The following is a 16,402-nucleotide window of genomic DNA, read 5'->3' on the forward strand; positions in this document are numbered from 1 at the left end:
GGCAAAAATTTCGTTATTTAGTTGTTCTATATTAGGAATTTTTAACGATGTTATCGTGCGGTTTAATCCCTCAAATTGATTAGGTATTATTGCGGATTGGTATTAATTACCAAAGCGCTGGACGGGCTGCACTTAATTTAACGTTTCCACCAGAAGTGCCAGCACCTTTGCCTACACGGCCAACATTTTTATTTTGCCCTGGTTTTACAAGTTCAAATACTCGTTTAAAGTCAGCTATTAAATCGTGTATATCTTCAATCCCAACCGAAATACGAATAAGCGTATCGCCCACACCCGCTTCTAAACGTGCCTTTGCCTCCATACCTGCGTGCGTCATAGTTGCAGGGTGACAAATTAAGCTCTCTACGCCACCTAGTGACTCAGCTAAACTAAACGTTTTAAGGCTAGTTAAAAATTCTGCCGCGTCGTTTATATCGCCTTTAATATCAAAACTAACCATGCCACCAAAGCCAAGTTGTTGTGCTTTAGCAAGTTCATGTTGAGGATGCGACTCAAGTCCAGGATAGTAAACTTGGCTTACAAAATTGGAACTTTCAAGGTACTCAGCTATTGCTAGCGCATTTTCTTGGTGCTGCCTTAAGCGCACATTTAAAGTACGTAGACCACGAAGCGTTAAATAACTATCAAAAGGGGCGCCCGTAATACCAATATTATTTGCCCACCAAGCAAGCTCATCACCAAGCTCTTGTGTTGCAGCAATAACAGCGCCGCCCACTACATCTGAGTGCCCGTTAATATATTTAGTAGTTGAATGCACCACAATATCTACACCAAACTTAATAGGGTTTTGTAAGGCAGGAGACAAAAACGTGTTATCTGCGGCAACCAATGCACCGCATTGCTTAGCAACATCGGTAACCGCTTTAATATCGGTTAAACGAAGTACTGGGTTACTTGGAGTCTCTATCCAAATAAGCTTAGGTTTAATTGCTAAAATTTGTTGAAGGCTTTCTTCTTTTGTTAAATCTAATACTTCAAGCTTCAATAGTCCGCGTTTTTGTAACGATGTAAATAAACGATAGCTTCCACCATAACAATCATGTGGAATTACTAACGTGTCGTCACTGTTAAGTAGCTGAGTAGCTAAATGCACGGCAGCCATACCAGTGGCCGTAATTATGCCACGAGCGCCACCTTCAAGCTTAGCAAGCGTCTCTGCTAAAATATCACGATTAGGGTTACCACTGCGGCCATAATCATACTCACGCTTAGTATCAAAGTCGGCAAACGAATAAGTCGTTGATAAATAAATTGGCGGCACCACTGCACCATGATGTTTATCAGCATCAACGCCGTTACGTACAGCAATGGTCGCTTTGTTTTTTTCGCTCATATTCGTCACCTGATTAATTTGGATGTTTAGACGTCTAAAAGAGTAAGTTATCCGTTTTAATAAGTCAAAGTATTTTAAAGCTCTAGATGGCTAAAGTTAGGTAAGGCGTTTGCTAGTATCACATTTTAGCTCACAAAAGTGAGCTTATTTTTACATTCCAAATAGGCTTATTAAGATAGATCGGTATCTATTATTTGACTATCTTTTTTAAATCGATAGAATTTCACGCATATTTACACGCTTTTTATACCGTGTGAGAAATTAATAATCTGAGGCAACGATACATCTTATGGCTAAATGGAATGGTGAGTATATTCACCCATACGCAGAACACGGGAAAAAATCAGAGCAAGTTAAAAAGATCACCGTTTCGATCCCACTAAATGTATTAAAAGTTTTAACGGATGAGCGTACGCGTCGTCAAATCAACAACCTTCGCCATGCAACAAATAGTGAATTGCTATGTGAGGCGTTTTTGCATGCATTTACTGGTCAACCTTTACCAAATGACGATGACCTACGTAAAGACAACGCAGAAAAAGTACCAGAAGAAGTTAAAAAGATAATGCAAGAAATGGGTTTAGAAGTGCCTATTTTAAACGAAGAATAAATCATTACCTTTTTAATCAAAAAACCTCAGCATTGCTGAGGTTTTTTTGTTTAAGCGTTATATATTACGCCATATAGTTTTCAGGCAAGTCAATTTGCGCAACACCCGACTCTACCGCAGCAAGTGCTACAGCTTTAGCTATACGCGGTAGTAAACGCGGATCCATTGGTTTTGGAATAATATACTGCGCACCAAACTCTAGCTTATCTACGCCTGCGGCTTTTAAAACTTCTGCAGGTACAGGCTCTTTGGCAATACTACGAATAGCCTCAACTGCAGCAATTTTCATTTCATCGTTAATCGCGCTTGCACGTACATCAAGTGCACCACGGAAAATAAACGGAAAACATAAAACATTATTTACTTGGTTAGGGTAATCAGAGCGCCCTGTTGCCATAATTAAATCATTGCGTGCGCCGTGTGCAAGTGCAGGATCGATCTCTGGATCTGGGTTTGAACATGCAAACACGACCGGCTTTTCTGCCATTAGTTTTAAATCTTCGGCAGCTAACAAGTTAGGACCCGAAACACCAACAAACACATCAGCATCTGCAATTACATCTTGCAATGTGCGTTTATCGGTATTGTTAGCAAAAAGCTGTTTATATTCGTTTAAATCATCGCGACGAGTATGAATAACACCTTTGCGGTCAAGCATATAAATGTGTTCACGCAGTGCACCACACTTAATTAACAGTTCCATACACGCAACTGCAGCAGCGCCTGCACCTAAACATACAATTATTGCATCTTCAATTGATTTACCTTGTACTTCTAGCGCATTTAACATGCCGGCAGCCGTAACAATGGCGGTGCCGTGTTGGTCGTCATGAAAAACAGGAATGCTACAACGCTCTATTAATGCTTTTTCAATTTCAAAACACTCTGGTGCTTTAATATCTTCAAGGTTAATACCACCGAATGTGTCAGCAATATTGGCCACCGTGTTAATAAAGTCTTCTGTTGTTTTGTGCTTTACTTCAATATCAATAGAATCAAGCCCTGCAAAACGTTTAAACAATAACGCCTTGCCTTCCATTACGGGTTTAGACGCTAAAGGACCTAAATTACCCAAGCCCAAAATTGCAGTACCATTAGTGATAACCGCAACCATGTTACCTTTACCGGTATATTTATATGCATTTGCAGGATCTGCGGCAATTTCACGTACAGGCTCAGCGACACCTGGGCTATAAGCTAGGGCTAAGTCTTGAACTGTTTCAGCTGGTTTTGTTAGCTCAATGCTAATTTTACCAGGTACGGGATGTGAGTGATAATGTAGTGCTTGTTCACGAAAGTCAGACATAACGCGATGGTATCCTGCAATTTAAGTTAAAGTGAGAGGTGGAGTCTTGGGGTACGATACCCTTATTATTTTTAAATTCCAAGCAATATCAGGTCTATCCTGTTATATGCTATATCCTTTAATTTTAAGAGGTTTTTCAGTAACTTTGCAGGATTATATAAACATTTGATAAATAAAAATTCATCAAAAAAGTAAGTTTTGAGGTGCGTTTATGTCTATTACAATATTAAAAAAATGTATGTTTAACGGATCATCATAAACTTAAAATAACAGCCTACTACACTACTTTAAAAACAGATAAGCCCACGTTAGCTACTTTTATCAACCTAGTTAAAATTTGTACTATTTAAAATATAGAGAATATCTATCGATTTGTCTGTAAAGGTTTATGCATACTCAGAATAAGAATAGGAAATAGTTATGCAAGGTGTGATGTAGCTCGAGCAAGCTAAATAAGATAAGAAGTGGTAAATTTTAGACACAAAAAAAGCACCCTAAGGTGCTTTTTTTAACTAAACAGCAATAATTACTTCTTGCTGCTAAGTGCACCGAAGCGCTTGTTGAAGCGATCAACACGGCCGCCAGTGTCTAAAATCTTTTGCTTACCAGTGTAAAACGGGTGACACGCAGAACATACGTCTAAGTGAATGTCTTTACAAAGAGTTGAGCTAGTTTCGAATTTGTTTCCGCATGAACATGTTGCAGAAATTACTTCGTACTTAGGGTGAATACCTTCTTTCATAGGAACCTCTAGTTAAGGCCGCATCGCTCTCCAAACCCGAAGTCTGGCACCATACGTCGTTAAAACAAATTTGTTGGTGGCGGATTTTATCCAACAACCTTCCCCTGCACAAGTATTTATTTATCTTTTCGCTAAAAAAGTGAACAATCTCTTTCTCAAGTACTATTGCTAGTAGGTTTTTAGCGGTATTTTTAGTACATTACAGCATTAATTTTACGGGTTGAGTTGTTATGAGTTTTGTTGAAGTTGCTATTAAAGTCCCGCTTCCACGCACCTTTGATTATAAAATAGAAGAGCAGCTCAGTGGCTTATCAACCCCAATACTTCCGGGCATGCGGGTTTTAGTGCCTTTTGGTAATCAAAAAAAAGTGGCTGTTGTTCTGGGCATTAAAAACAGTACCGACGTCCCTTTAAATAAAATTAAGAATATTATAGAGGTAATAGACGACACCCCTATTTTAAGTGCCCAACATTTAGAACTCCTTAGCTTTACTGCCCGCTATTATTGCTATCCCTTAGGCGAAACTATTCACATAGCGCTACCGAGTGCACTTCGCCAAGGTGAATCGCCAGATAAAACCAGTATTAACATGGTTGCTCTGACAGAAAAAGGCTCAAAAGTACCGTCATTAAAAGCCAAAACACAACTCAATTTATTAAAGCAGTTGTCGCAATCGGGGAAATCATCGTTAACCGAATTAAAAGCTCTTGGCTTTAGTAAAAAAACAATAGATAGCCTAATAGATAAAGAACTCATTACGCAAACTATTGAACACGATAACCAATGGCAAAGCGTTGCACCAACTGTCGGTAGTAAACCTGTACTTAATAAAGAACAAGCGGTTGCCTGTACAGCAATAAATCAAAGCAATGGATTTAGCAGCTTTTTATTAGAGGGCGTAACTGGCAGTGGTAAAACAGAAGTGTATTTACAGTGCCTAGAAGAAGTATTAAAACGTGGCGAGCAAGCATTAGTATTAGTGCCAGAAATAGGCTTAACGCCACAAACTGTAAACCGTTTTCGTCGCCGCTTTCCTGATACACCCATTATGCTTTGGCATTCAGCCCTTACCGACAACGAGCGATTGCAAACATGGCGTTTTTGCGAAAAAGGCAGTTGTGCAATAGTTATAGGCACACGTTCGAGTATTTTTCTGCCATTTTTAAAACTCGGTATGATAGTTGTCGATGAAGAGCACGATTCATCATTTAAGCAACAAGATACCCTTCGTTACCATGCTCGTGATTTGGCCGCATACAGAGCTTTTCAGCATAAAATACCACTTATATTAGGCAGTGCTACACCCGCACTTGAAACACTTCACAAAGCAATTAATAACAAATATCAGCTACTAAGTTTAACCGAGCGCGCGCAAACTGCGACAGATAACCAATTTAAGTTACTCGATATGAAAGGCCAACCCGACCAAGCAGGTATTGCACATGCAAGCCTTGCAACTATGCGCCAACACTTAAATCGCGGTAAACAGGTTATGGTTTTTTTAAATCGCCGAGGTTTTTCACCCACTCTTATTTGCCATGAATGTGGCTGGCTAAGTGAATGTAAACGCTGCAGTACCAGCGCCACATTTCATAAAGCGATTGGGCAAATGATTTGTCATCACTGTGGCGATCAATACCCTGTTCCTCACCAATGTCCTGATTGTGGAAGTACGCAAATATTTCCAAATGGCAAAGGTACAGAGCAAATTGAAGAGTTTTTATCGACCGAGTTTCCAGATACACCCGTTACTCGCATAGACCGCGATTCAACTCGCCGTAAAGGCAGCCTTGAAAAAGCACTAGATGAAATAAACCTAGGCGGTGCACGCATTTTAGTTGGCACACAAATGCTTGCCAAAGGCCATCACTTTGCAGATGTAAGCCTTGTTATAATTTTAGACGTAGATAGCGGTTTATACTCATGCGACTTTAGGGCGACAGAGCATTTAGCACAGTTAGTTACTCAGGTCGCGGGGCGAGCTGGGCGTTCAGGGGAACCTGGCCAAGTATTATTACAAACACACTTTCCAGAACACCCGCTTTTACAAGACTTAGTTAATAATGGTTACCAAGACTTTGCTCGCTTTGCACTGAGTGAACGCGATGATGCAGACTTACCACCCATTACAAATATGGCTATTGTCCGTGCACAAGGACACAGCATTAAGCTAGTCGTCGATTTTTTGACGGATTTGGTTCCTGTGAATGGGGTATCTGGTATACAATTGCTCGGTCCGATCCCTGCTCCACTTGAAAAAGTCGCAGGTATGTATCGTTTTCAATTACATATTCAAGCGCAAGATCGCCGCATATTACATCAGTACCTTGCGCAAATGGTTGATTATTTAAGTTCAAGTAAACTTGCACAAAAAGTACGCTGGAGCTTAGACGTAGACCCTATAGACATGATTTAGGTTAAGGCCAAAATAACACCATGGCACAGCACGATTACATTAACAAAAAGCCTGCAGGCAGAAACAGTAAAAAAAACGCACCCGCTAAAAAACCATTTCCTATTCTTTTAGCTGTCATAGCCATCTTACTCGTCGGTGGTTTTGCTTATACATTATGGTTTATAAAAAGTAATGCAGATCCAAAACTTGTCGAAAAACAAGCAAACCCCACTGCGCCCGCAAAAGTAGAAGTGGTTATTCCACGCACACCAGAGTTTATTAAAGAAATTAGAAACCACGAGATTCAAGTTGAAGTGAAAGAACTTGAGCAAAAAGGTCCTTACGTTATGCAGTGTGGTTCGTTTAAAACCCACGCACAAGCGGAATCGCTAAAAGCTAAAATAGCATTTGCAGGCCTCATTTCTGAAATAAAACAGGCTGAAGGCAGCAATGGTACTTGGTATAAAGTGCGCTTAGGCCCATATAAAACCAAACGCCAAGCCGAAAGTGATAAAAACAAACTTAAACGTGTAAAAATAGTCGGCTGCGGAATTTGGGGCTGGACTTGAAAATAAACCATTCACCCATATAACCTCTTCATAATCGTTTTTTACGAGTTGCCTCTGCAGCTCGATGATGAGGAATAACATGACTACTATCGTAAGTGTACGCCGTGGCGACAAGGTTGTAATTGGCGGCGATGGCCAAGTGTCTCTTGGTAATACCGTAATGAAGGGCAACGCCCGTAAAGTTCGACGTCTTTATAATGGCAAAGTAATCGCTGGTTTTGCCGGCGGTACTGCTGATGCCTTCACTCTTTTCGAACGCTTTGAAAGCAAATTAGAAATGCACCAAGGAAACCTAACTAAAGCCGCAGTAGAAATGGCTAAAGATTGGCGCAGCGACCGTGCACTTCGAAAACTCGAAGCGCTGCTCGCTGTAGCAGACGAAACAGCCTCTTTAATTATTACCGGTAATGGCGATGTGGTTCAACCTGAAAACGACCTAATTGCAATTGGCAGTGGTGGTAACTTTGCACAATCAGCTGCAACCGCCCTTTTAGAAAATACAGATTTAAGCGCTCGTGAAATAGTAGAGAAAAGCTTAACTATTGCAGGCAACATCTGCGTATTTACTAATAACTTCCAAACAATCGAAGAATTATAATAGGAACTATCATGTCTGATATGACCCCAAGAGAAATTGTTCACGAGCTAGATCAGCACATTATAGGTCAGGCTAAAGCAAAAAAAGCAGTGGCTATCGCACTTCGTAACCGCTGGCGCCGCATGCAACTCAAAGAAGATTTACGCAGCGAAGTAACACCAAAAAACATTTTAATGATTGGTCCAACCGGTGTAGGTAAAACAGAAATTGCCCGCCGATTAGCAAAACTTGCTAACGCACCCTTTATTAAAGTAGAAGCGACTAAGTTCACTGAAGTTGGCTATGTTGGTAAAGAAGTTGAGACTATCATCCGCGATTTAGTCGATGTATCAATTAAAATGACTCGCGAACAGCAGACTAAGAAATTTAAACATCGCGCCGAAGAAGCAGCAGAAGAGCGCATTTTAGATGCCCTTTTACCACCAGCGAAAGATCAATACGGCGAAACGCAGCGTGATGATAACTCATCAACTCGCCAAGCGTTCCGTAAAAAGCTACGTGAAGGTCAGCTAGATGATAAAGAAATTGAAATCGATTTAGCACAAGCACAACCAAACGTAGAAATTATGGCGCCTCCTGGTATGGAAGATATGACCAACCAGCTACAAAGCATGTTTCAAAACATGGGCGGCGATAAGCGCACTAAGCGTAAACTAAAAATCAAAGAAGCCTTCAAACTATTAACGGAAGAAGAAGCCGCTAAATTAGTAAATCCTGAAGAGCTAAAAGAACAAGCTATTTTTGCAGTAGAGCAAAACGGTATTGTGTTTATTGATGAAATAGACAAAATTTGTAAGCGCGGCGATTCTTCAGGTCCAGATGTGAGCCGAGAAGGTGTTCAGCGCGACTTACTACCGCTAATTGAAGGTTCAACTGTAAATACTAAGCACGGAATGGTTAAAACTGACCATATGCTGTTTATTGCCTCTGGTGCGTTTCAGATGGCAAAGCCATCAGATATGATCCCAGAGCTACAGGGCCGCTTACCGATTCGAGTAGAACTTGAAGCACTTACTGCAGATGACTTTAAACGCATCCTTACAGAGCCTCATGCATCGCTTACCGAGCAACAACGAGAGCTGCTTAAAACTGAGCAGGTATCGATTGAGTTTAGCGACGATGCAATTGAGCGTATTGCCAAAGCAGCTTGGCAAGTTAACGAGAAAACCGAAAACATCGGTGCTCGTCGTCTACACACTGTAATGGAAAGATTGATGGAAGAAATTTCATACGATGCTTCTGAAAAAGCCGGCTCGTCATTAGTAATCGACGCCGCTTACGTTGAAAAACACTTAGGTGCACTTGTTGAAGATGAAGACTTAAGCCGCTTTATTCTATAAAACGAATATAAACGTTATACTAAAAGCCTCCAGATTGGGGGCTTTTTAATGGGATATATTAAATGAAACACGTAACAAAAGTGCATTACCACAGTGTAAGTAAAAATCTAGATGTTTACTTTGATGATGACAGTAAAGCTGTATTTGGCTGTGAGTTTTTACGTGTACACTCCCCTTCAGCTGAAGTGCAGGGCCATGGCTCTGGCCCAATGAAGCTAGTACTTAATAAGCAAGCTGTAGGAATAAAAAGTATTGTACCTGTTGGGCATTACGCACTTCGTTTAGATTTTGACGATGGCCATAACAGCGGACTATTTAGCTGGCGCTACTTTGAAAAACTACAACAGCAACAAGATACATTGTGGAGTGAATATTTAGCGCGGGTAACTGAACACGAAAAAAGTAAAGATAGCGTGCCTATAAAATTTGTTCCTTAAACTTTATAGGCCCGTTCTATTAAGCGTTATTAAACCTTAAATTTATCAATTGCAGTGAACAGAACGCGAGCCTGCTCAGAGACCTCTTCACTTGTTTGCGCATTGTTAGCAGCATGTTCAGTTGCGTCTTGTGCAATATCGCGAATTCTTACTACATTTTTATTAACCTCTGATGCCACTTGGCTTTGCTCATCAATAGCAACTGCTATTTGAGAGCTCATTTCCATTATTGTTTGTACATCTTCAGTAATTGCGCCTAATAGCTCACCTGCTTTAATTGCTTGCGAGGCACTTTCATCACCTTGAGAGCGACATTTGTGCATAATACTCACCACTTCTTGAGTACGCTGCTGTAAGGTACTTATAATACCTTCAATCTCACTTGTAGACTCTTGAGTACGCTTTGCTAATGAACGAACCTCATCTGCAACAACAGCAAAACCACGACCATACTCACCAGCACGGGCCGCTTCTATTGCCGCATTAAGTGCAAGTAAATTTGTTTGATCTGCAATTCCTCGAATTACATCAAGCACTGAACCAATTGTTTCACCATCTTTTTCAAGTTGCGACACTACATTTGATGCATTCCCCAGCGAATCAGATAGGGCCCTAATGTGCTTAACGGTAGAATCTACTTCACTACGCCCTTGTTGTGCACTTAAATTTGTTGACTCTGCTTTTTTCGCAGCCGCCTCAGTATTATGTGAAATATCCTGAATCGTCGCCTGCATTTCGGTGGCTGCCGTTGCAACCATGTCGGCTTCATGTAGTTGCTCTTGCATACCAGAGCTTGTTGCTGCGGTACTTTGTGATAAATGCTCTGTTGCTACATTAAGCGTGTTTAAAGCACCATTAACTTCGTTAATTAAGTTCTTAAAATCGCCTATTAAGCTATTAAAGTCGACCGTCATGGTGGTAATTTCGTCTTTACCAGTTTGCTCTATCATCACGCTCAAATCATTATTACGACGAATATCGTTAATGGTGTGATAAACCCGCTCAATAGGTACAATAATGGAGTGGCTTGTAAAATAAACGAGTGCTAATACAATCACACCTGCAATCACAAATACCAAAATAGCTAAAAATTGAGCCTGCTCTACACTTTGCTCTACTTGTAACTTAGTGTCTTTAACGATTTTAGAAACAATGGCGTCGCTTTTATCTACACTGTCACGCATTACTCCAAGTGCGCCTGACTCAAGATCTAGCCCTAGCTTAGTTTGCGCCTGCACAAGTGTTTGAAATTCGCTTTGGTATATATCAATCAAAGGATTAATTTGTGCTTTATAGTCGCTTGGCAGCTGTGCTGCAGCTACCTGCTGCTTAAATGTATTAATTCCCTCATTAAAACGCCCTAGGTACTTAATATCAAATCTCAGCATGAAATCTTTTTCTGAGCGTCTTAGTTGCAGCATTGACGACAGCAGTTGGTAATTTTGCTGCTCTTTTAATAGTTGCTCAACTTCATGAACCGAGCTTCTAAGCTTGCCATATAACCCGTCGGTCGGGGTTAAACCAATCTCTTTTTGAAGCTTAACAACAGTTTCAAAATCATTATTATAGCTATTTATTAGTTGCTCAAAGCGCTGGACCTGCTCCTGTGCGATACTTTGGTTAGCCATTAACTGTTGTAACTTTTTTACTTTATCACTTAACTGCTCAAAATCCGTTTCAAATGCAGTTAACGCGTCTTCTTGTTTATAAAACAAAAAGTTTTTTTCATGTTTACGCAATGCTAATGCATGTACGTTGAGCTCTTCTGCTAATTGAATAGTCTTGTTTAAGCTCAAGGTTGTACGTGATTCAAAAATAATCACGCATAAAAGGACCACCATTGCTAAACCAACAACGACTGCGTTTAGTTGTAAACGTCGTTTAATTGTTAAGTTTTGTAAAAAATTCATCGCTAACGCCTTTTTTAAATATGCATTTGTATTATAGCTAATAGATCAACAGCGACTAATTAATTTAACTTTTTATTATTGGTAATTCTAAACAGTTTAAATGTGATGGCTATAAGGCGACACTATCCCACAAACCTTTATGTAACGATTGTGTGTTATTCCATTGTTGTTTAACCAACCAATCAATTAAAGGCGCGGGATCGCTGGGGTAATTTATTTGCTTGTTTTGCGGCGCGCTATTCCAATCATCAAGGGCTTGTGGGTTTAAATAGTTCATAACATGCGCCATGCCCATGGCAAATAAAGTTTGTGCATTTGCTGCTTGCTCAAACTGACCATCTAAAGGCTTTAATAGTAACTTTTTACCTAACTTAAGCGCTTCACTGGCAAGCTCAAATCCCGCATTACCAATAACGCCACTTGTGTTTGCTAAGTCGTTTAAAAAGCCAGAACGTGAAGGGGCTCGTAAATGTATATGTCCAAAAGACTGATTGCTGGCATTTGGGTGATAGCAATAAAATTCTTTTTCGGGAAAGTCTTTTAAATAATCAACAACGCTATCTAAGTTTTCGAAAGGTAAATATACCAATACCTTGTTCATTACTGCTACAGGGTTGTCGTGATTATGATGAGCAATAAAAGGCGGTATTATATTATTTGCAAATGGTTGCCAGTGCACGCCTAAGTAGGTAGTCGCTGGTGCATAATGCTTGATAAGTGATTTTCTCAGTACGCCACGACCAAACATAGGTACGTTATCTGACAAAAATGCTGCTTGGTGACTAATGCCAATAACGGGTATACCTGCCCGTTTTGCAGCCCATGCTGTCACAGGCTCAAAGTCGTTAAGTACAAAATCGTACTGTTTTATCTCAAGCGATTTTATATCACTCACCAACTTACAAATTCGCATGTTTTTAAGTGTTTTTAAATTTTTAACTTGCCCATTTTCAGTGCTAAACGACAAACCACGATACGCTTTATAATCTGAGAATTCGTGCATATCAAAGTAATCTTTATTTGCGCGCCCTGAAAACACATAATCAACATCAATACCGAGCTTATTAAAGCAGCTTGCCATAACCCGAGCGCGCGTTATATGACCATTACCGGTACCTTGTACTCCATACAATATTTTCATGCAGGCACCACGAGTGCTAACGCAAATAAACCACAAAAACTACCAATCGTTGCGCCTATTATAATATCAGCAGGAAAGTGCACACCCAATACCACACGAGACATAGCAACGCCGGTAGCCCAACTAAATAGTAGTAATGCATATTCTGGGAAAAAATGGCTTAATATAATTGCCACTAAAAAGGCTGCAGCACTGTGACCCGATGGTAAACTAAATTTATCGCTTGGTACTATATAGGCATTTGTTACTAAGCAGTCGCATGGACGGATCCGAGCAAATCTATTTTTAGCTAGTAGGTAAATAGGTCTTTCTATAGCAAAACCAATTAATATAGTGACAGGCAATAATTGGTGCTGTTCATTATTACTAAGCCACCACACTGCTAAGCATATTAATATATAAAGCCCACCATCACCGCTTTTAGACAAACCAAAGGCCATTGTTTTAAACCACCTCGGTGAATTGCAATTAAACAAAGTTAAAAATAATTGCTCATCTATCTGAGTTACCTTTTTAAGCATATTATTATTCATCACCATCCCTCATCGCATAACATATGAACACCGATTTAGCTTATGTGTTGTAAATAACAATTGAGTGACGCTTTTAATACACTATTATTGCGATTAATGATTTAGCGCTTATTTTGCCTAAATTTACTGCGATTAAGTCGTTGTTATTGCTTATAAGGAGGGTATACTGAGATATAAATTAATGTACCTTTTGAGGATAAAATAATGGATTACAGCACTTCTGATTTATGCGACCACTTTGCTGACGTGGTTGACGTGCTAGAGCCTATGTTCATCAACTTTGGTGGTCGACACAGCTTTGGTGGCCGCATTAAAACGGTTAAATGTTTTGAAAATAATGAACTCATCCGCGAATTACTTTCTCAAGATGGTACAGACCTAGTACTTCTTATTGATGGTGGCGGCTCAACTCGTCGCGCACTAATCGACATTGAACTGGCTGAGCTAGCACTTGAAAACAACTGGAATGGTATTGTTGTTTACGGCGCAGTACGCCACGTTGATGAGCTTGAAGAGCTTGATTTAGGCATTCAAGCAATTGCTTCAATCCCTGTTGCAGCCGACAGCGAAGGTGCTGGTGAAGATGCTATAGGCGTTAACTTTGCTGGGGTATCATTTTTTGATGACGACTTTATTTATGCTGATAGCACAGGCATTGTTTTATCTGCAGAAGAATTAGAGTTGGAAGTTGTAGAAGTATAACGTGACTTCCCATTTAAAAGTATATGATGAAAGCGCGGTTAGAACACTTTGCTCTACCCGCGCAAATGAGAAAAAAGCATGGCAATCAATGGCCTTGCTCGACACCCAAGTAAACCTGCAACAAGCACTTGTTGACGCTGCTCAATTTGGTATCCGCTATGTACTTCTGGGTATTTGCGAAGATATCGGCCCAAAAGCAAACTTAGGAAATGGCGGTGCAAACGAAGCATGGCCGGCTTTTTTAAAACGCTTTTTAAACCAACCTCACAATCAATTTATTGCCACTCAAAAAGTGCTTTTATTGGGTGAAGTTAATACTGATGATTTAATGGCGCAAAGCAACCAGCTTAATAATCAGCAAGGCCAGCAGTTAACTCAATTACGAGATTTATGCCAACAGCTTGATGAACGCGTAGAGTCGGTATTGAGCCTTATTTTTAAAGCGGGGCTTGAGCCAATCGTTATTGGCGGAGGTCATAACAATTGCTTGGGAATTATCCGTGCCCTGAGTAAGTCAAAAAATACACCTATTAATGCTATCAACTTTGACCCTCATGCCGACTTTAGAGAATGTGAAGGTCGCCATAGCGGCAATGGCTTTCGCTACGCTTATAACGAGCAACATCTAAGTAATTACCACGTTATTGGCTTACATGAGATAAAAAACAATCAAGCAATTATAGATGCAATGAGTGAAGCTAACTTTACGTTTGATAGCTATCAATCAATACAAGTTAAGCGAAAAACTACACTCACGCAGGCAATTGAAAACGCATTAAGTAATTTTAACGATTTACCACTGGGTATTGAAGTTGATTTAGATAGTATTACTTACATGTCGGTGAGTGCGTACACATGTTGCGGATTTAGTGTGAATGACACTGAGCACTTTGTGCATTTAGCAGCAAACCATCGCGACTCTAAGTACTTACATTTATGTGAAGCAGCGCCTAGCCAGCACCCTAACGGAGTTGAGGCCGGTGCTGCCCATGTAGGACAAGTGATCAGTGCACTTGTGAATAGCTATCTACAAGCCAAAGAAAACACTTAGCGCTGTTGAACTAATCGCCACTCTTTTAGCCAGCTCATTAAACCAATACTACTTAGCGGGTGACCAAAGTAATAACCTTGGGCAGCATAACCTTTTAAGCTTTTTACAAACTTAAGTTGCTCAAGTGTTTCTACCCCTTCAAAAATCACTTTTGTTTTTTGTTGGTTATGCATTTCAACCATTCCGCTAACTAAACTGCGTATATTGTTTTGATTACTAAAGTCAGCAGTGAGTGAAGGTGAAACCTTAATATACTCTACCGCTAAGCTTGGTAACTTAGAAAGCAGTACCGGGTTATCACCAAGTCCATCAACACATACTTTTAAGCCTATGTTATTAAGCCTTGCGATCATGCCTCTGCCTTTATCATCTAGTCCCGTAAAAATATGCAAAGGGCATTCAACAATTAAATCGCCAGCTTCCAAGTGATGCTCACTTAAAACAACATCAACAAATTCAATAAACTCTTCGTTAAGCATTTCAGGACCAAATACGTTAATGCTAAGCGGTATAGAAATACCTTCTATTCTAAGCGCCATTGCAAGCTCAGCAGCTCTCTCTATTACAAATTTAGCGAGTGGATAACCAAGCCCTGCAATTCTAATGTCGTCGATAAACCTGTTAGCGGATAAAATCCCTTGCTTAGGGTGCTGCCAACGCAGTAGTAATTCTAAAAACTCAATTTGACCGTTTTCGTTACAAATAATAGGCTGAAAATAAAGCTCTAACTCGCTCGAAAAATCAATATTTGCTAATTCCTTTAGTCGCGCTTGTTGCTCTCGCAATTCAATCATCATTTGTTGATGATAAGGCACAACCTTGCGATCTGGGTGGCTATCGAGTGCCAGATATGCGTACGATATTAAATTATCAAAGTTGTTATCTTGCTCATTACAATCAACATAACTCGCTCTCGCTTTTACTTCTACAGTGCAGTTAGCAACATTAAATGGCTTAAGCGTTGCACCCAGTATTTGGTCAATAACTAATTCATGTAAGTGTTTTTGATTCGCGAAACTACAAATAAATGCAAAGTTAAGACCCCCTAAGTGGGCTAGCTTTTCTTGTCCAGTTAAAGTCACTATTTCGTCACTTGAAAGTAGCTCTTTTATTCGATTAGCCGATTGCGCTAACAGTATATCGCCAAAGTCGCGTCCAATATGCTGGTTAACTTGCTCAAAGCCTTCAAGGCGAATAACGATTAACGCTGCGCTTATTTGTTTGTTGTCGCACCATGCATAGTAACCTTGGCGTAACTGTTTTCTATCTGCAAAAACTGAAAGCGGAGACTCTTCAACAAATGTATCACCTTCAGGTTCTGGCTCTATAACGACTTCTATTTCAGCGCTTTCATCATTTAAAAAACCTACAATAGCTAATAATAATATTGCTAACACAACCCAAAATAGCGGAACTTCCAATAATAAATGAGCTGAAAATAGAACAACAAATAAAAGACCAGCCATTGAGCTGGTAATTATCATGCTCCAATTATTTCGCTCAAATGCTTGCCATAAGTGAAAACAAAACCCAAAGGCTAGTAAAATAGCAAGCCAAGCCGCACCGCTGCTTAAGATAGCTAAACCAACAGCAGCTGTGCATAAATAACTAAATTTAATACTGGTATTTTTAACAGCAAATAAAGTGGCGATCATCGCCATTAATAGTGCACCACTAAAAAATATTGGGAAATTACTGTCGGTTAGTATGTTC

15 protein-coding genes are annotated in these 16,402 nt (G+C 40.0%); 8 read left to right on the forward strand and 7 right to left on the reverse strand.

Translation table 11 applies throughout. From position 1 onward, the window contains the following. Positions 1–106: 106 nt before the first annotated feature. On the reverse strand, positions 107–1,354 hold the full coding sequence (metB, locus tag H5089_RS10190) for a cystathionine gamma-synthase (RefSeq protein WP_182712152.1): 1,248 nt from the start codon (positions 1,352–1,354) through the stop codon (positions 107–109). Positions 1,355–1,643: 289 nt separating this feature from the next. Between metB and metJ the strand changes: the two genes are divergently transcribed. Beyond that, the gene (gene metJ, locus H5089_RS10195) at positions 1,644–1,964 is read left to right on the forward strand and encodes a met regulon transcriptional regulator MetJ (protein ID WP_002958371.1); all 321 of its coding nucleotides are present in this window, start codon (positions 1,644–1,646) and stop codon (positions 1,962–1,964) included. Between the two features lie 64 nt (positions 1,965–2,028). Here the strand turns inward: metJ and H5089_RS10200 are convergent, their stop codons facing one another. Further along, positions 2,029–3,270 (reverse strand): malic enzyme-like NAD(P)-binding protein, encoded by a 1,242-nt coding sequence (locus H5089_RS10200; RefSeq protein ID WP_002958370.1) that lies wholly within the window; start codon positions 3,268–3,270, stop codon positions 2,029–2,031. 526 nt (positions 3,271–3,796) lie between these two features. Then, on the reverse strand, positions 3,797–4,012 hold the full coding sequence (gene rpmE / locus H5089_RS10205) for a 50S ribosomal protein L31 (protein WP_002958369.1): 216 nt from the start codon (positions 4,010–4,012) through the stop codon (positions 3,797–3,799). A 230-nt stretch (positions 4,013–4,242) separates the two neighbouring features. Here rpmE and priA point away from each other — a divergent pair, with 230 nt between their 5' ends. From priA to H5089_RS10230, 5 genes are all read left to right on the forward strand, one after another. Then, positions 4,243–6,429, forward strand: coding sequence for a primosomal protein N' (gene priA, locus H5089_RS10210; RefSeq protein ID WP_182712153.1), 2,187 nt, complete (start codon positions 4,243–4,245; stop codon positions 6,427–6,429). 20 nt (positions 6,430–6,449) lie between these two features. Next, positions 6,450–6,977, forward strand: coding sequence for an SPOR domain-containing protein (locus H5089_RS10215; RefSeq protein ID WP_024596311.1), 528 nt, complete (start codon positions 6,450–6,452; stop codon positions 6,975–6,977). A 79-nt stretch (positions 6,978–7,056) separates the two neighbouring features. Continuing rightward, positions 7,057–7,575 carry an ATP-dependent protease subunit HslV gene (gene hslV, locus H5089_RS10220; protein ID WP_002958366.1) on the forward strand — a complete coding sequence of 173 codons (519 nt, stop codon included), beginning with the start codon at positions 7,057–7,059 and terminating at the stop codon, positions 7,573–7,575. A gap of 11 nt (positions 7,576–7,586) precedes the next feature. Further along, positions 7,587–8,915: an HslU--HslV peptidase ATPase subunit gene (gene hslU, locus H5089_RS10225; RefSeq protein WP_002958365.1), complete on the forward strand. Its 1,329-nt coding sequence runs from the start codon at positions 7,587–7,589 to the stop codon at positions 8,913–8,915. A gap of 62 nt (positions 8,916–8,977) precedes the next feature. Next, positions 8,978–9,352: a gamma-butyrobetaine hydroxylase-like domain-containing protein gene (locus H5089_RS10230; RefSeq protein ID WP_165723719.1), complete on the forward strand. Its 375-nt coding sequence runs from the start codon at positions 8,978–8,980 to the stop codon at positions 9,350–9,352. 29 nt (positions 9,353–9,381) lie between these two features. Here the strand turns inward: H5089_RS10230 and H5089_RS10235 are convergent, their stop codons facing one another. The 3 genes from H5089_RS10235 to H5089_RS10245 all read right to left on the reverse strand — a co-directional run bounded on the left by H5089_RS10235 (position 9,382) and on the right by H5089_RS10245 (position 12,939). Continuing rightward, on the reverse strand, positions 9,382–11,262 hold the full coding sequence (locus H5089_RS10235) for a methyl-accepting chemotaxis protein (protein WP_165723718.1): 1,881 nt from the start codon (positions 11,260–11,262) through the stop codon (positions 9,382–9,384). A gap of 109 nt (positions 11,263–11,371) precedes the next feature. Next, positions 11,372–12,403, reverse strand: a complete 1,032-nt coding sequence (locus H5089_RS10240) for an MJ1255/VC2487 family glycosyltransferase (protein WP_002958362.1) — start codon at positions 12,401–12,403, stop codon at positions 11,372–11,374. Next, positions 12,400–12,939: a phosphatase PAP2 family protein gene (locus H5089_RS10245; protein ID WP_024596307.1), complete on the reverse strand. Its 540-nt coding sequence runs from the start codon at positions 12,937–12,939 to the stop codon at positions 12,400–12,402. Before H5089_RS10245 ends, H5089_RS10240 begins: the two co-directional genes overlap by 4 nt. Positions 12,940–13,140: 201 nt before the next feature. On the opposite strand from H5089_RS10245, the gene rraA reads away from it, so the two are divergent. Together rraA and H5089_RS10255 are read left to right on the forward strand one after the other, a co-directional pair. Beyond that, entirely contained in the window at positions 13,141–13,638 is a 498-nt protein-coding gene (gene rraA / locus H5089_RS10250; RefSeq protein ID WP_002959955.1) for a ribonuclease E activity regulator RraA, read from the forward strand. A 1-nt stretch (position 13,639) separates the two neighbouring features. After that, positions 13,640–14,689 (forward strand): formimidoylglutamase, encoded by a 1,050-nt coding sequence (locus tag H5089_RS10255; RefSeq protein WP_182712154.1) that lies wholly within the window; start codon positions 13,640–13,642, stop codon positions 14,687–14,689. Here the strand turns inward: H5089_RS10255 and H5089_RS10260 are convergent. After that, positions 14,686–16,350 carry an EAL domain-containing protein gene (locus H5089_RS10260; RefSeq protein ID WP_182712177.1) on the reverse strand — a complete coding sequence of 555 codons (1,665 nt, stop codon included), beginning with the start codon at positions 16,348–16,350 and terminating at the stop codon, positions 14,686–14,688. The genes H5089_RS10255 and H5089_RS10260 overlap by 4 nt on opposite strands. Positions 16,351–16,402: the final 52 nt, after the last annotated feature.

Origin of the sequence: Pseudoalteromonas sp. SR45-1, from assembly GCF_014163655.1 — a bacterium.
GTDB classification, from domain to species: Bacteria; Pseudomonadota; Gammaproteobacteria; order Enterobacterales; family Alteromonadaceae; genus Pseudoalteromonas; species Pseudoalteromonas distincta.

Excerpts from the sequence above, each read along its gene's own strand:
- metB (WP_182712152.1), bottom strand. The coding sequence starts at position 1,354 with ATGAGCGAAAAAAACAAAGCGACCATTGCTGTACGTAACGGCGTTGAT.
- metJ (WP_002958371.1), top strand. The coding sequence starts at position 1,644 with ATGGCTAAATGGAATGGTGAGTATATTCACCCATACGCAGAACACGGG.
- H5089_RS10200 (WP_002958370.1), bottom strand. The coding sequence starts at position 3,270 with ATGTCTGACTTTCGTGAACAAGCACTACATTATCACTCACATCCCGTA.
- rpmE (WP_002958369.1), bottom strand. The coding sequence starts at position 4,012 with ATGAAAGAAGGTATTCACCCTAAGTACGAAGTAATTTCTGCAACATGT.
- priA (WP_182712153.1), top strand. The coding sequence starts at position 4,243 with ATGAGTTTTGTTGAAGTTGCTATTAAAGTCCCGCTTCCACGCACCTTT.
- H5089_RS10215 (WP_024596311.1), top strand. The coding sequence starts at position 6,450 with ATGGCACAGCACGATTACATTAACAAAAAGCCTGCAGGCAGAAACAGT.
- hslV (WP_002958366.1), top strand. The coding sequence starts at position 7,057 with ATGACTACTATCGTAAGTGTACGCCGTGGCGACAAGGTTGTAATTGGC.
- hslU (WP_002958365.1), top strand. The coding sequence starts at position 7,587 with ATGTCTGATATGACCCCAAGAGAAATTGTTCACGAGCTAGATCAGCAC.
- H5089_RS10230 (WP_165723719.1), top strand. The coding sequence starts at position 8,978 with ATGAAACACGTAACAAAAGTGCATTACCACAGTGTAAGTAAAAATCTA.
- H5089_RS10235 (WP_165723718.1), bottom strand. The coding sequence starts at position 11,262 with ATGAATTTTTTACAAAACTTAACAATTAAACGACGTTTACAACTAAAC.
- H5089_RS10240 (WP_002958362.1), bottom strand. The coding sequence starts at position 12,403 with ATGAAAATATTGTATGGAGTACAAGGTACCGGTAATGGTCATATAACG.
- rraA (WP_002959955.1), top strand. The coding sequence starts at position 13,141 with ATGGATTACAGCACTTCTGATTTATGCGACCACTTTGCTGACGTGGTT.
- H5089_RS10260 (WP_182712177.1), bottom strand. The coding sequence starts at position 16,350 with ATGGCGATGATCGCCACTTTATTTGCTGTTAAAAATACCAGTATTAAA.